At 67.2% G+C, this 15,076-nt stretch carries 15 protein-coding genes; 3 read left to right on the top strand and 12 right to left on the bottom strand.

The features are described 5' to 3' along the window. Positions 1-164: 164 nt before the first annotated feature. Positions 165-485 (top strand): glycine cleavage T C-terminal barrel domain-containing protein, encoded by a 321-nt coding sequence (locus KUV49_RS07045; RefSeq protein ID WP_222449332.1) that lies wholly within the window; start codon positions 165-167, stop codon positions 483-485. Here KUV49_RS07045 and KUV49_RS07040 read toward each other — a convergent pair. From KUV49_RS07040 to KUV49_RS07015, 6 genes are all read right to left on the bottom strand, one after another. Further along, complete coding sequence (locus KUV49_RS07040) at positions 386-1,345, bottom strand: ABC transporter ATP-binding protein (protein ID WP_222449331.1); 960 nt, start codon at positions 1,343-1,345, stop codon at positions 386-388. The two genes, KUV49_RS07045 and KUV49_RS07040, sit on opposite strands and share 100 nt — an antisense overlap. After that, on the bottom strand, positions 1,342-2,370 hold the full coding sequence (locus tag KUV49_RS07035) for an ABC transporter ATP-binding protein (protein ID WP_222449330.1): 1,029 nt from the start codon (positions 2,368-2,370) through the stop codon (positions 1,342-1,344). The genes KUV49_RS07040 and KUV49_RS07035 overlap by 4 nt, the downstream gene beginning before the upstream one ends. After that, the gene (locus KUV49_RS07030; RefSeq protein WP_222449329.1) at positions 2,370-3,248 is read right to left on the bottom strand and encodes an ABC transporter permease; all 879 of its coding nucleotides are present in this window, start codon (positions 3,246-3,248) and stop codon (positions 2,370-2,372) included. The genes KUV49_RS07035 and KUV49_RS07030 overlap by 1 nt, the downstream gene beginning before the upstream one ends. 1 nt (position 3,249) lies before the next feature. Continuing rightward, positions 3,250-4,188 carry an ABC transporter permease gene (locus tag KUV49_RS07025; protein WP_222449328.1) on the bottom strand — a complete coding sequence of 313 codons (939 nt, stop codon included), beginning with the start codon at positions 4,186-4,188 and terminating at the stop codon, positions 3,250-3,252. A 21-nt stretch (positions 4,189-4,209) separates the two neighbouring features. After that, complete coding sequence (locus tag KUV49_RS07020; protein WP_261391074.1) at positions 4,210-5,802, bottom strand: ABC transporter substrate-binding protein; 1,593 nt, start codon at positions 5,800-5,802, stop codon at positions 4,210-4,212. A gap of 106 nt (positions 5,803-5,908) precedes the next feature. Then, positions 5,909-7,915, bottom strand: a complete 2,007-nt coding sequence (locus tag KUV49_RS07015) for a CocE/NonD family hydrolase (RefSeq protein ID WP_222449327.1) — start codon at positions 7,913-7,915, stop codon at positions 5,909-5,911. A gap of 112 nt (positions 7,916-8,027) precedes the next feature. Between KUV49_RS07015 and KUV49_RS07010 the strand changes: the two genes are divergently transcribed. Then, complete coding sequence (locus KUV49_RS07010; protein ID WP_222449326.1) at positions 8,028-8,834, top strand: helix-turn-helix domain-containing protein; 807 nt, start codon at positions 8,028-8,030, stop codon at positions 8,832-8,834. Between the two features lie 19 nt (positions 8,835-8,853). Here the strand turns inward: KUV49_RS07010 and KUV49_RS07005 are convergent, their stop codons facing one another. The 6 genes from KUV49_RS07005 to KUV49_RS06980 form a co-directional block, all read right to left on the bottom strand. Then, a complete protein-coding gene (locus KUV49_RS07005) occupies positions 8,854-9,633 on the bottom strand; it encodes a LamB/YcsF family protein (protein WP_222449325.1) in 780 nt (259 codons plus the stop codon). 1 nt (position 9,634) lies between these two features. Then, complete coding sequence (locus tag KUV49_RS07000; RefSeq protein WP_222449324.1) at positions 9,635-10,657, bottom strand: biotin-dependent carboxyltransferase family protein; 1,023 nt, start codon at positions 10,655-10,657, stop codon at positions 9,635-9,637. Then, complete coding sequence (locus KUV49_RS06995) at positions 10,654-11,415, bottom strand: 5-oxoprolinase subunit B family protein (RefSeq protein ID WP_222449323.1); 762 nt, start codon at positions 11,413-11,415, stop codon at positions 10,654-10,656. Before KUV49_RS06995 ends, KUV49_RS07000 begins: the two co-directional genes overlap by 4 nt. 1 nt (position 11,416) lies before the next feature. Further along, positions 11,417-12,712, bottom strand: coding sequence for a TRAP transporter large permease (locus KUV49_RS06990; protein WP_222449322.1), 1,296 nt, complete (start codon positions 12,710-12,712; stop codon positions 11,417-11,419). A 9-nt stretch (positions 12,713-12,721) separates the two neighbouring features. Next, entirely contained in the window at positions 12,722-13,270 is a 549-nt protein-coding gene (locus KUV49_RS06985) for a TRAP transporter small permease (protein ID WP_222449321.1), read from the bottom strand. A 72-nt stretch (positions 13,271-13,342) separates the two neighbouring features. Further along, complete coding sequence (locus tag KUV49_RS06980; protein ID WP_222449320.1) at positions 13,343-14,314, bottom strand: TRAP transporter substrate-binding protein; 972 nt, start codon at positions 14,312-14,314, stop codon at positions 13,343-13,345. A 223-nt stretch (positions 14,315-14,537) separates the two neighbouring features. Between KUV49_RS06980 and KUV49_RS06975 the strand changes: the two genes are divergently transcribed. Continuing rightward, entirely contained in the window at positions 14,538-15,059 is a 522-nt protein-coding gene (locus KUV49_RS06975; RefSeq protein WP_222449319.1) for a winged helix DNA-binding protein, read from the top strand. Positions 15,060-15,076 lie beyond the last annotated feature (17 nt).

Here is a 15,076-nt window from a genome sequence, read left to right as displayed (position 1 = left end):
CAGCCTCCGATATACCAATTTCGTTTGTCTGATATATTAGAAATATGTTTATGTCAATGCAAGCCATTCCCCACGATGCCGCAATCTCCAAACGCGAAGCCTGACGGTCTGCGGCCCTCCGTGGTTGAAAGACAAGCGCACCGGCCCACCCCGGCGCCTCACTCATGCACGAGGGACAGGTCGTCGGCAGCGTCACCTCGGGCGCGTGGGGGCATCGCGCGGGCATTACCCTCGCCTACGGTTTCGTCTCCCCCGCGTTGACGCAACCTGCCACCGCGTTCGAGCTGGGCATGTGCGGCGAGATGATCCCCGTGCGGGTGATCGACACCTTGCCCCTACGACCCCGAAATGCGCCTGCCGCGCGGTTAGGAGACCGGCGCGGCGCTCACAGCGGAAAAAGGCACCTGTGCCCGCGCCCGTCCTCGTCGGTCCAGCTTGGCTCGGTCACGGCACAAGTGGCCTGCGCCCACGGGCAGCGCGGGTGAAAATCGCAGCCCGAAGGCCGGTTCACCGGGCTCGGCACCTCGCCATCCAGCGCCACCCGCTCGTGCCGCGCATCGGGGTCAGGCTCGGGGTTCGCGGCCAGCAACGCCTTGGTATAGGGATGGCGCGGATGGGCGAAAACCCGGTCTGTCGGGCCTTTCTCCACGAACCGGCCCAGGTACATGATGGCCATCTGGTCGGTGACATGCCGCACCAGGTTCAGGTTGTGGGTGATGATCACGATCGCCACGCCGCTGCGCGCCTGCACGTCGGCCAGCAGGTTCAGCACTTCCCCCTGCACCGACATGTCGAGACCCGCCGTGGGCTCGTCGGCGATCAGCAGCCTGGGGTCCAGCGCCAGCGCCCGCGCCACGCCGACGCGCCGCGCCTGCCCGCCCGACAACTGGTGCGGATAGCGCGTGGCGAACTCGGCCGGCAGCCCCACGAGGCCCAGCAGGCGCTCGGCCTCGCCGCGCCCGGCGGGCCGCCCGTGAATGCGCAGCGGTTCCGTCACCAGGGACTTGACCGTCAGCCGGGGCGACAGCGACCCGACCGGGTCCTGCCACATCATCGACATGTCGGTGCGCAGGCGGGACCACTCGCGGGCCGAGGCCTCCGATATTTCCGCCCCGTCAAAACGGATCGACCCGCCCGAGGCTTTCTTCAGCCCGATCAATGTGCGCGCGATGGTGGACTTGCCCGAGCCGCTTTCACCCACCAGCCCCAGCGTCTCGCCCGCGCCCAGCGTGAAGGACACGCCGCACACCGCCTCGAAATCATATGGCTCGCGGCGCAGCGCGGCCTTCAGACGCCCCTGCCGCGCATACCGGATGCGCAGGTCCTCGACTTCCAGAAGGCTCATGCCCTGTCCTCCGCCGGGTCGTTCAGATGGCACCGCGCGGCCTGCCCCCCACCGGCATCGTAAAGCGGCGGATGCTCGGTCTTGCAGCGCTCGAACGCCTTGGGACAGCGGGCGCGAAACGCGCATCCCGCGGGCGGGCGGCGCAGGTCCGGCAAGGTGCCGGGAATGGTCGGCAGCCGGCGCGTCGCCTCGCGGATGCGGGCCGGGTCGCACTCGAACAGCGCCTGCGTGTAGGGGTGGCACGGATCGCGGAACACCTGCGCCACGTCGCCCCGCTCCACCACTTCGCCCGCATACATCACCGCCACCTCGTCGCACAGCTCGGCCACCGTCCCCAGGTGGTGCGACACGAACAGCACCGAGCAGCCGAACTTCTCCTGCAACTCGCGCAGCAGGGTGACGATCTGCATCTCCAGCGTGGCGTCCAGCGCCGTCGTGGGCTCGTCGGCGATCAACAGGTCCGGCCGCGTCAGCAGCGCCATGGCGATGCACACCCGCTGGCGCATCCCGCCCGACAGCTGATGCGGATAGGCATCCAGCTTCGACGCCGCATCCGGCAGTTGCACCTGTTCCAGGAATTCGATGGCCCTTGCCCGCTTCTCGGCCCGCCCGCCCTTTTCACGATACTGGATGTCCATCATCTGCTGGCCGATGGTCGTCACCGGGTTGAGCGAGGTCATCGGGTCCTGAAAGATCATCGAGATCCGCCTGCCCCGCAGCGCGCGCCATTCCTTCGGCTTCAAATGCGCAAGGTTCTGGCCGTCCATGTCGATCCGCCCGCCCGCGATCCGCGCATTCTCGGCCAGAAGACCGATCAGCGAATAGGCCAGCGTGGACTTGCCGCAGCCACTTTCCCCGACAAGGCCCAGCACCTTGCCCCGGGGCACGTCCAGGGTGATGTCGCGCAGCGCATGGATCGCCCCGCGCGGCGTGGCGAAATCCACCGACAGCCCGTCGATCCGCACGAGCGGCTCGGCGCGGCCTTCCGATTGCCGGTCCGGCTCTGTCGCAACGCTGGATACCATCAGCCGGCCTTTCTCAGCTTGGGATCGAAGATGTCGCGCAGCGCCTCGCCCATGAAGGTGAACCCAAGCGTCACCAGGATGATCGGGATCGACCCGCCAATCACAGGCCAGGGCGAGTTGCGGATGAAATTGTAGCCGTCGTTCAGGATCACGCCCCAGGATGGCGTCGGCGGCCGCACCCCCATGCCAAGAAAGCTCAGGCCCGCCTCTGTCGCGATCACCAGCGGCACGTCCATCGACGCCAGGATCAGCAGCGGGCCCAGCACGTTGGGCAGCACATGCACGAACAGAAGGCGCGGCGTGCCCACCCCCATCGCGCGCTCGGCCAGGATGAACTCGGCATTCTTCAGCGCCATCGTCTGGGTCCGCACGATGCGGGCATAGATCGGCACCGAGGTGATCGCCACCACCAGCATCACCGTGAACAGGCTCGGGCCGATGATGGTCACCACCGCCAGGCCGAAAACGATGGTGGGGAAAGAGCGCAGCGCGTCGAAGATCAACAGCAGGATATTGTCCAGCCAGCGCGGCCCCAGCCCCGCGATCAGCCCCAGAAGCAGGCCGATGCTCAGCGCCGCGGCCAGCGACGCTGCGGCGACCAGCATCGCGATGCGCCCGCCCGCGATGACCCGGCTGAAGATGTCGCGCCCGATATTGTCGGTGCCCAGCCAGTGCTCAGCCGAGGGCGGCGCCATGCGCGGGCCGGTCATGATGGCGGCGGGGTCATAGGGCACGATCCACGGCGCGAAGATGGCCGAGCCGACGATCAGCGCCACCAGCACGAAACCGATCAGGCCGGTCGGGCTGGCCGACAGAACCCGCCAGGTCCGGCTCAGCACACCGGGTTCGGAAACGGCCTCTTGCGTCGCGTCGGTCATGTCACATGTCCTCCCGCTGGCGCGGATCCAGCCACGCGATCACCAGGTCCGAGATCAGCGTCGCCAGAACGATGATGCCAGTGGTGACCAAAACCGCGCCCAGCACGATAGGATAGTTGCGTTCGTTCACCGCCTGCACGATCAGCGCGCCGATCCCGGGCCGGGCAAAGATCACCTCGACGAACACCGCCGCCGAGAAAAGATGCGCCACCCCCGTGCCGATCAGGGTCACGGCGGGCTGCACCGCGATCTTCAGGATATGCGAGCGGGTGATCCATCGGTCGGGCAGGCCATAGGCACGCGCCATGCGCACATGCGGCTGGCCCATCACCTCCAGCATCGAGGCCCGCACGATCCGGGACACGTAGCCCACCCATGACACCCCGATGGCAAAGGACGGCAGGATCAGGTGCGTGGCCCCGTCCCAGAACCCCTCGCCCGCGCCGATTGCCGGCAACCATTGCAGCCAGACCGCGAAAACCAGCACCGAGTAGAGCGCCATGACGAAAGCCGGGATCGAGATCGTGCCGACCGACAGCACCCCGGTCAGCGTATCGAGCCACGTGTTGCGCCGCAGCGCCGAATAGCAGCCCAAGGCGATGCCCAGCACCGCCGCCCAGAGGATCGAGACGCTGATCAGGATCAGCGTGTAGGGCAGCTGCTCGAACACGATCTGCGACACCTCGCGGCCCGTGAACACGTCCTGCCCCAGGTCCCCGCGCAGGATGTTGCCGAAGAACGTGACGATCTGCACCGGCAGCGGCTTGTCCAGCCCCATCGCCTCGCGCGTCTGTTCGATCAGCTCCGGCGTGGCGCGGGGGCCCAGGATCATCACCGCCGGGTCGCCCGGCACCACGTGCAGCATGAGCGTCAGGATAGAGACCGCGACCATCACGATCACGACCGAAAGGACAAGCCTTTGGGAGGCGTATAACAGCACTGGTCGCGGTCTCCTTTAGCGTCAGACTTCGCCGTCGAAGTCGATGAACAAGGGCCGCCCGTCGGGCCGCAGCGCCGGCTCCAGTCCTTCGCGGTACATCACCGGGGTGCCTTCGTGGGTGATGAACTTGTAGGCCCCGGTCGCTTCCATCAGGTCCTGCATCTTGCGATACATCTCGGCGCGTTTCTCGCCATCCGCCTCGCTCAACGCAGCAGCGTGCAGCTCGTCGAACTCCGCGTTCGAGAACCGCTCCCAGTTCCAGACGCCGACCTGGTCGGTCACGAACCAGCTGGTCGCGTAATAGGGGTCGGGCAGCATCGAGAAGCGGTTCAGCACAAGCTGCATGTCCTTCCAGCGGTCGCCCTCGCTTTCCATGCCCAGCGTCCAGAAAGACCCCGAATCCTGCACGTTGATCTGCGTCTGGATGCCGATCTGCGCCAGCTGCGCCTGGACCACCTCGGCAATGGTCTTCCACACCGTGGCATTGAGCGCGTCGATGGTCAGCGGCTCGGCCGGCGGGCCGCCCGCCGCCTCCAGGTACTCGCGCGCCTTCTCGAGGTCGCCCGCCACCGGAACCGACGGAGTCTCGCGGTGGCCCGGCAGGCCCGGGGCGATCATGCCGGTGGCCGGAGCCGCCTCGCCGAAATAGGCCGCGTCGATGATCTGCTCGGCGTTGATGGCGTGCTGGATCGCCTTGCGCAGGTTCTCGTCGCCCAGCGCGGGGTTGTCCAGGTTCATGCCCAGCCAGACATAATAAAGCGAAGGATATTCCTCTATCACCGTGTTGGCAGGCACGTTGCCGCGATACTGCGCCAGCGACGACAGCGTGATCTCGGTATAATCCAGGTCGCCGGCCTCGTATGCGCGCTCGGCGGTCTTGGTGTCGTCCATCGGCAGGATGCGGATCTCGTCGAACCCGGGCGCCTCGCCCTTCCAGTCGGGGTTGCGCACCAGGTGCACGTACTGGTTCGGCTTCCACGCTTCCAGGATGTAGGGGCCGGAAAAGGCCGGCGGCTCCATCCCGAAATTGCCGCCGCTCTCCGTGGCCTCCATCACCGCCTTCTTCGACACGATATGCCCCGTGCCATAGGGCAGCGTGATGCTCCACAGCGGCTGGAACGGCTCTTTCAGAACGATGGTGCCCTCGTACTTGCCGGTCACCTCGACATGGTCCAGCGGCCCCCAGTCACTCTTCACCGGGCTGTCATGCTCCAGCACGCGCTCGAACGAGAACTTGACGTCCTCTGCGGTCATCTCGCCATACCCGCCGGTGAACATCAGCCCCTCTTTCAGCTTGAAGGTGATGTGCGTGTCGTCGACCTGCTCGATCGCCTCGGCGGCCTCCAGCTCCCATTCCCATTCACGGCCGGGCACATAGCGCACCAGCTTGGAATAGATGCAGTTCATGACATCGACGTTATAGCCGTTCTGGTAAAAGCCGGGGTCGAGCGCGTCGATATCGGCATAGGAACTGACGCGCAGCACCTTGCCCGACTGCGCCCAGATGCGCGAGCCCAGCGGCATCGTGGTGGCGGCGAGGCCCGTCGCCGCGGCCCCGCGCAGGAACGCGCGACGCCCGATGCCGGGTTTGTTGGCGGTCATGTGATCGGTCATTCTTGTTACTCCCAGTTGTTTGGCCATTTCGGCCTTTCGTGTTCGGCGCCGGACGATCCCGGCGCGAAAAGTGATGGCCCGCGCCACGCAGGGCGCGGAACGCGGGTCAGGCCAGGTCGCGCGGAATCTCGCAGGACCAGGTCTGCTCATGGGCAACCGCATCGCCTTCCCTGGCGACCAGCTTGGCGTTGATGACGAAATGCGTGGCCGTGGCGGTCATCTCGGTTTCCGTACGGCTGGACATGCGCCAGTCACCGCGCGACATCTCCAGGTCCCACACGACGTGCCCCTTGAACGAGCGCCAGTCGGTGCCAGTGAACGAATAGGTCTCGACGCAGGTCGCCCCGCGGGTCATGTCGTTGTCCTTGATCCGCACGCGGCCATCCGAGTCGACGATCCGCACCTGCGTCTCGCCCGTGCCCAGGTCCTCGCGCACGATCCATTCGGCGTGCTCCGGCTCCAGCACCTCCTTCTCCATCGGCGGCGCGCCCTTGGGCGTGCCCAGATCGCACGGCTCGGTCACCGCATCCATATCCCGCACCGGCAGGACAAGCCGGCTGGCGGCAGTATCAAGCTGCAGCGTCACCGGCTCCGGCGCGGGCCAGGCCACCGGGAAATAGCTGGTCGACACCGACAGGCGCAGCCGGTGCCCGGCGCGGAACGTCTGCGCGACATGCTTGAACGGCACCGTCGCGGTGTAGGTCTCCCCCGGCACCAGCGCCTCGGGCGTCTCGTGGCTGTCGCGATGGGTCAGGTTCAGCAGCCCGTAACAGACGCGCGTCGCCGCACCGTCCGGGGCCACGTCCACAAGACGCGCGGCCACCTGCGCCACCGGCTGATCGACCGAAAAGCTGATCTCAAGCTGCGCGTCGCCGGCAATCTCCAGCGGCGTCTCCAAAGGTTCCGTCTCGAACACCAGGCTCCCGGCGTCGTCCCGGCGCTGATCCACCGGCTGATCGCCCGGATTGGCATAGGAACACCACTTCCCCCCGGCAATCCCGGTGCCCAGCGGCGAGCGGATATTCAGCGTCCCCTCGGGCGCGTCCTCCCGCCCCAGCGACCCGTCGCGGCCCAGCGCGAACGGCGTCCGCGTCACGTTGGGCGACGGCCAGGACGACTCTTCCACCCAGCGGCCCTCGCGCTCCGCGTAATAGCTGGCAGGCTCGGCGTGGTCCTGCATGAAAAGCCGCAGCTGCGGCTCGTCCATGATGCCGGTCTCGACACCCTTCAGCCACTGGTCCCACCAGCGCAGCTCCTCGCCCAGCCAGTCGATGGCAGGCCCCGGAACGCCGATATGCGGGTACTTGTGCGACCACGGACCGACGAGGCCCTTCCTCGGGCATTGCAGGTTTTCCATCAGCCGGAACACCGTCCGGCAATACCCGTCGGCCCAGCCCGACGCGGCATAGACCGGCACCTGGATGCGGCCGATATCCTCGCAGACAGACCCGTGCTTCCAGAAATCGTCGCGGCGCTGGTGCTCGGCCCAGTTCTTCAGCCACAGGCCAGAGCCGGTCAGCCGCTGCATCCACATCTCGCGCCACTTGTCGCCCACCAGGTCGGGGTCGGGCGGCAGCGTGTTGATGGCGAACATGTGCGACGCCCAGGATATCTGGTCGACCACCATCGTGCCGCCCATGTAATGCACGTCATCCGCATAGCGGTCGTCGGTCGAGGCGACGGACACCACCGCCTTCAGCGCGGGCGGCTGCAACGCGGCCACCTGCAGGCCGTTGAACCCGCCCCAGGAAATCCCAACCATGCCCACGGCACCGTCGCACCAGTCCTGCGCCGCGATCCACGCGATCACGTCGCAGCCGTCCTGCAACTCCTGCGCGGTATACTCGTCCTCCATCACCCCTTCGGATTCGCCCGTGCCCCGCAGGTCGGCGCGCACATAGGCATAGCCGCGCGCCGCGATATAGGGCGCGCGCACCGAGTCGCGCGGCAACGTCACGTCGCCCTTGCGATAGGGCAGAAACTCGAAGATGGCGGGAACCGGCGTGCCATCGGCCGGACGCCAGATGCGCGCCGCCAGGATGCAGCCATCCGGCATGGGGATCTCGACGTGGCGTTCCTCGATGACGTCACTGGGCGGTCCGGACTGATTCATGCGATGCTTCCTTGCGTGATCCAGGTGCATATCGTTGCATGCGCAGGACCTCCTCACAATTTCGCTGGCTGACGCATGTTGACATTGAAAGTGCGTCAGGTAGCGTCAGCACATGACCTCCGATCCCCTCTCCACCAATCTCACCTTCGCCTGTTCCTTCCTGCCCTCCATCGCGCTGGTCTGTCGCCGGATCGGCATCAACCGGCAACAGTTCAACAAGTATCTCTCGGGCCGCGTGCGCCCCTCGCGGCACAACATGCGCAAGATCTGCGAGTTCTTCGGCGTGACCGAGGGCGAGCTCTTGATGGAGCCTGCGCGCTTCGCCGACCTGATCGCCCTGCGCCGCCAGCCGGGCGGCGAGGTCGAGGCGACGCCCGTCGGCCCCACCCTGCGGCGGCTGAACCAGTTCTCAGGCTCCCTGGAACGCTACTGCGGCAGCTATTTCAGGTACTTCCATTCCTTCAGCAACCCCGGCTGCATCATGCGGTCCTACGCCAGGATGACCCGCAAGGACGGCTACTACCTGTGGAAGAACATCGAACGCGACGCGGGCCCCCAGGGCGGCGCGCGCGAGGTGCACAAGTACGAAGGCCTGGTGTTCTTCCTCGGGGAACGCATCAATGTCGTGGAAAACGAGACCACGCTGTCCTCCTCGATCACCCAGATGATCCTCTACCCGTCCTACAGCGCGGGCATCGACTATCTGTTCGGCGTCCAGACCGGCGGCCCGCTGCGGCTGGGGCGCAAGCCCGCCGCCTCGCGCGTCGTGCTCAACTACCTGGGGCAGAATGTCGATCCGCGCCGCGCGATGGCCCAATGCGGGCTGTTGAAGCCCGATCAGATCGACCCGCGCATCGCGCAGCTGGTCCGCAACGAGATGCCGCCCGGCGCCTGGACCTTCGAGGTCGAGCAGCTCTAGGCGCGGGCCGTCGACCGCCTCACGCCGAAACCGGCTCGCCCGCGAAGGCCTTCAACTCCGTTCCGGCGGCTTTCAGCGCCTGCCGGACATGGCGCGCGATGTCGACGGCGGTGGGCGTGTCGCCATGCAGGCAGATCGTGTCGATCCGGGTGGGGATGCGCTTGCCGCTTTCGGTGATGATCGCGCCTGCGCCCACCATCTCGACCATCCGCGCGGCGGCCGCCTCGGGGTCGTGAATGACGGCCCCCGGCTGGCTGCGGTCGACCAGCGTCGCGTCGTCGTTATAGGCGCGGTCGGCAAAGATCTCGCAGGCCGCGCGGCAGCCCAGCTCGGCCACCGCCTCCTGCTGCGCCGTGCCCGCCAGCACCATGACGATCAGATCCGGCGCGACCGACAGCGCCGCCTCGTAACAGGCCCGCGCCACCGCCTTGTCCTCCGACGCCATGTTGGCCAGCGCACCGTGCAGCTTCAGGTGCCGCACCTCGGCCCCTTCCGCCCGCGCCATGCCCAGCGCCGCGCCCAGCTGATAGCGCACCAGGTTGCCAAGGCTCTCCGCCGGCAGGGTCATCCGCCGCCGCCCGAAGCCCTGCAAATCGGGAAAGCCCGGATGCGCCCCGATCCCGACACCGCGCTCCGCCGCCGCGCGCATGGTCTTGGCCATCACGTCCCAGTCGCCCGCGTGCTGGCCGCAGGCGATGTTGGCCGAGGTCACGATCTCCAGCACCGCCGCGTCGTTGCCCATCACCCAGGGGCCAAAGCTTTCGCCCATATCCGCGTTCAGATCCACCGTTGCCGTCATGTCAGGTCTCCTCCAGTTCCCGTCCCGCCGTCGCCCCGCTGATCAGCTGATAGGCAAGCAGGTCTCTGATGTCACGCGGGTCGCGCACCAGCGGCGTCAGCGCCGACCGCAACCCGTTGCGATGCGCGGCGGCGCGGCGCTCGGCCTCCACCGCCTCTTCCAGCGTCACGAAGCGGAACCGCAGCGCCGTGCCCGGCGTGGCCTGCACCACCGTCGGCAGGTCGCAGGGCAGCACCGAGGCGATGCGCGGGTACCCCCCCGTCGTCTGGCATTCGCCCAACAGAACGAAAGGCGCGCCGTCCCCGGTGATCTGGATATCGCCGGGCACCACCACCTCGGACAGCACGCTCAGGCCCGCGTCGCTGTGAAATCCCTCGCCCTCGAAATCCAGCCGCACGCCCATGCGGCTGCCCCGGGCGTCGCGTGTGAAGCCGGTCGTCTCGAAGCGCTCGATCTGGTCGGCGTCGAAGAAATCCGTCTGCAGGCTCGGCACGACGCGCACCGTGCCGCCCTCGAACCGCGGCGCGACGGGCAGCAGCCGGTTCACCGCCCCCGGCGCGGTCTCTTCGCCGATCTCCAGCCGCGCCCCGGACTCCACCGCCTGTCCCAGCCCGCTGGCCACGTGCACGCTGCGCGATCCGAGCCGCGCATCGCCGCCAAAACCGCCCCCCACATGCAGGTAGCCGTAACTGCCCGCCTCCGCTCCGCCGATGGTCAGCCGCGCCCCGGCGGGCAGGCCATGGCTGGCGTGCCAGGCTACCCTTGTGCCGTCGATGGCCGCCCGCATCGGCGCGCCGGTCAGGGCGATGCGCATATCGCTCTCGGCCTCGAACTCGCCGCCCATCCCGGCCATCTCCAAGGCGGCCAGCCCGTCGTCCTGACCCAACAGCGCCGCGCCCTCGGCCAGCGCCAGCCGGTCGGCGGCACCGCCCGGCGACAGACCGAAGCCCATATAGCCCGGCCGCCCGCGATCCTGCAGCGTCAGGCCCGGTCCCGCGCGACGCACGATCAGCACCCGGCTCATGTCAGCTCCTTTGCGCGCGCGCCGCCATCGGGGTCATCCTTCATCGCCTCGAACCGCTCCCGCGAGACCGGCTCGAACCGCACCGCGTCGCCGGGGCGCAGCACGAAGGGCGTCTCTGCCTCGGGCCGGAACAGGCGGAACCCGGTCTGCCCGACATGCCGCCACCCGGTCGGGGTGGAGACCGAAAAGAGCACCAACTGCCGGATCGCCACCGCCAGCGCGCCCTCGGGAATGCGCTCTGTCAGGGCCTTCTGGCGCGGGATGTCCCATTCCGGCCCAAGCTCACCCAGGTAGGGCTGACCGGGGGCAAAGCCGATGGTCTGCACCCGCACGACCGTCTCCGAGATCGAGGCAACCGCCTCCTCCGCCGTCATCCCCGCCGCCTCTGCGGCCTCGTCCAGCTGGGGCGCAAGGTCGGTGCCGAAAACGGTCGGAATGCGCCATTCCCGCCGCCCCTGGGGCAGGTCGGCCTCGTACCAGTCGCGCTCCTCAACCAGCGCATCGAGGTCGGCGCGCAGGCCCGCGTGATCCCGGTGCACCGGATCGAACCGCAGATAGGCGGAAACCAGCGATGTCGACGTCTCCTCCACCCCCTCGGGCGCGGCTCGGTCCAGCGCGGCGCGGAACGCCAGCGCCGCGCGGTTCGCCGGCTCGCTCAGGCGGTCGCCGAAGCTGACCAGCATCCCGTCCACCCCCACGGTGCGGATCTTCGGCCAGTCCGACGCGGCCCCGTGCTGCCCTGTGCCCGTGTCGCTCATCCTACATCTGCCCCGGCAGGAAGGTGACGATGGACGGAAAGACCGAGATGATCACCAGCGCCGCCACCATCAGCATGAAAAACGGCAAGGCCGCCTTGGCGACGTAAAGAATGTCGCGCCCGGTCAGCGATTGCAGCACGAACAGGTTGAAGCCCACGGGCGGCGTGATCTGCGACATCTCCACCACGATCACCAGGAAGATGCCGAACCACATCGGGTCGATCCCGGCCTCGGTCACCATCGGCATGATGACGGACGCGGTCAGCACCACGACCGAAATCCCGTCCAGGAAGCACCCCATGATGACGAAGAAAACCGTCAGCGCCGCCAGCAGCGTGAAGGTCGACAGCCCCAGCGACCCGATCCATTCCGCCAGGATGCGCGGAATGCCGGTGAACCCCATCGCCACCGTCAGGAACGACGCGCCCGCCAGGATGAAGGCGATCATGCACGAGGTCACCGTCGCCCCCATCAGCCCGTCGATGAAGCTCTGTTTCGTCAGCGTCCCGGTGCTCCACGACAGGATCAGCGCCAGCACCACGCCCACCGCCGCCGCGTCCGTGGGCGAGGCAAGCCCGGCATAGATCGACCCGATCACGCCGAGGATCAGCAGCATGACAGGGATCAGCCGCCGCGACCGGCGCAGCCGCTCCATGAAATCCACCGCCAGCGACTCGTCGGGAAGTTGCTTGCGGTTGAGCAAGGCCCACAGGATCACGTAGCCCAGGAACAGCCCCACCAGCAGCACGCCGGGCAGCACGCCTGCCACGAACAGCCGCGCGATGGATTGCTCGGTCGCCACGCCATAGACGATCAGGATGATCGACGGCGGGATCAGCAGCCCCAGAGTGGCCGAACCCGCCAGCGTGCCGATCACCATCTTCTCGGGATAGCCCCGCTGCGTCAGCTCCGGGATCGACAGCTTGCCGATGGTCGCCGCAGTGGCCGCGGACGACCCCGAGACGGCCGCGAAGATCCCGCAGGCAAAGACGTTGACGTGCAAAAGCTGCCCCGGCAGCCGGTTCATCCACGGCGACAGCCCTGCGAACATGTCGTCCGACAGGCGCGAGCGGAACAGGATCTCGCCCATCCAGATGAACAGCGGCAGCGCGGCCAGCGCCCAGTTGTTGCCATGCCCCCAAAGCGTGGTCGCCATGACCAGCCCCAAGGGCGCATCGCTGAAGAGCGCCATAGCGGCGATGCCCACGCCCAGAAGGGCAAAAGCCACCCACAGCCCCGCGCCCAGAAAGGCGAACAGCAGGACCAGCAGGATGATCGAAAGAACCGTAACGGACATGGGCGCGCCTCACTCGTTGAGAAGGTTTTCGCCCTTGCCGGTCCAGCTGGCAGAGCGTCCGCGCAGCAGCCCGACAAGCTCGTCGGCCAGCGCGATGGCAAGAATGATCAACCCCAGCGCCACCGGCACCTGCGGGATCCACAGCGGCACCGACACCATGCCGGAACTCTTGTCGCCGAATTCGTGCGACTCCAGCACCAGCAGGATCATGTACCACGCGGCAAAGCCCGACATGCCCAGGCCAATGGCGGTGACGACAACCTCCAGGGCGTGGTGACTGCGCTCCCCCAGCGCCTGCGTGACCAGCGACACCCGGATGTGCCCCCCGGCCCGCAGCGTATAGGCCAGCGCCAGGAAACTCGCGGCGGCCAGGAAGAACCCGGTGAAATCGGCATAGGACGGGATCGTGACCCCAAGCCCCCTGCCCGTCAGCCCCGCGGTGATCTTGTCGGCAAGGTTCAACCCCACCTGCGCAAAGACCAGCACGACGATGGCGAGGATGAAAAGCGCCGCCAGCCCGCCGGCCGCACGGTAAAGCGTGTCGAGAACGCGCCGCATGAGGTGTCTCCCTGTCGGATGATGGATGGCCCGGGCGCGTCTTGGCGCGCGCCTCGGGCCGGTCTGCCTGCGTCAGCCTTCGTAGGCGTCCAGAAGCTGTTGCCCGGTCTCGCTGGCCTCTTCCTTCCACGCCTCCAGCATCTGCGCACCGATCTCCTGCAGGCCGGTGGTCAGCTCCTCGGACGGCTCGACCACGGTGATGCCGTTGTCCTTCAGGACCTGCGTCATCTCCTCGGCCTCCGACTTGCTCATCTCCCAGCCGCGCGCCTCGGCGGCTTCGGCGGCCTCCAGAACGGCGGTCTGCGTGTCCTCGTCCAGACGGCGGAAGGCCCGCTTGTTCACCACGACGATATTCTTCGGAATCCACGCCTGGATGTCGGTGTAATGCGTCAGGAAATCCCACGCCTTGGAATTCACCCCGGTCGAGGGCGAGGTGATCATCGCCTCGACGCGCCCGGTGCTGAAGGCCTGCGGAATGTCCGGCACTTCCACCTGCGTCGGCGCGGCGCCCGCGAGGTTCGCGAACTGCTCCAGCGTCGCGTTGTAAGTGCGGAACTTCAGCCCCGCCAGGTCATCGACCGACGCGATCTCCTTCGTGGTATAAAGCCCCTGCGGCGGCCACGGCACCGCGTAAAGCGGCATCAGCCCCTGCTCGTCCAGCAGCTGCGTGATCACTTCCTCCTGCGCGGCCCACAGCGCCTGCGCCTCGTCATAGCTGGTCGCCAGGAACGGCAGCGAATCCGCCCCGAAGACCGGGTTGTCGTTGGCCAGCAGCGACAGGAAGAACTCGCCTGCCGGCACCTGCCCGCTGCGCACGGCCTTGCTGATCTCGGGATGCTTGAACAGCGAGCCCGCGGAATGGACCTTGATCGCCAGATCGCCGCCGGTCGCCTCTTCGACGTCCTTGGCGAACTCCGCGATGTTGACCGTGTGGAACGTGGCATCCGGATAGGGTGTCGGCATGTCCCACGTCTCGGCCTTGATCGGCAGGGCCAGCGCCGCCACGGCAACCGCCGCGCCGCCCAGTGTCTTCATCAATGTCATCACGTTTCTCCCTGTGACTTATTCAATGACGGAATATTGACGATACGTTTGCAATTTGTCAACGTTTTGTCACTTACGGCATCCGCCAGCCGCTGGCGCCGCAAGGTCCGACACCGTGCCGGAGCCGCGGAAACGCCCCGGAGCGGAGGAATTGCGCGGCACATCAAAATGTGAAAAAGTCAACGAAATGCCAGCGTTTCGCCAAAGAATGAGAGGCCGCAGAATGGAAAAATCCCAACCGGAAAACCGCCGCATCGTCTCCTCGCGCCACCTGGCCGAAGGCGAAGGCTGGGAACTTTCCGAGTTCGAATTCGGCCTGATCATCGCCTACAACGCGTTCTCCCGCTGGATGACCCGCTGCATGGCCGCCGCCGGCCAGGGCGAGCTCAACCCGCTCGACATCCTGATTCTGCACAACACCAACCACCGCAACCGCGACAAGCGCCTGTCCGACATCTGCTTCCTGCTCAACATCGAGGACACGCACACCGTCAACTACGCGCTGCGAAAGCTGTCCAAGGCGGGGCTGATCGTGTCCGAAAAGCGCGGCAAGGAGGTCTTCTATCGCACCTCCGACGCGGGCAGCGCACTCTGCCAGTCCTACCGCGACGTGCGCCGTCAGTGCCTGCTGGACGCCTCCGGCGGCACCGGCCTCAGCGGCGAGGAACTGCGCGAGATCGCCCGCATCCTGCGCGGCCTCTCGGGCCAGTACGACCAGGCCAGCCGCGCCGCCGCCTCGCTCTAGCGGTGTCGCGGGGCGAC

Source organism: Roseovarius atlanticus (assembly GCF_019802205.1).
In the GTDB taxonomy this organism is placed as follows: domain Bacteria; phylum Pseudomonadota; class Alphaproteobacteria; order Rhodobacterales; family Rhodobacteraceae; genus Roseovarius; species Roseovarius atlanticus_A.
The sequence above is the reverse complement of the archived record's forward strand: the minus strand, read 5'-3'. Positions and strand labels throughout refer to the sequence as shown.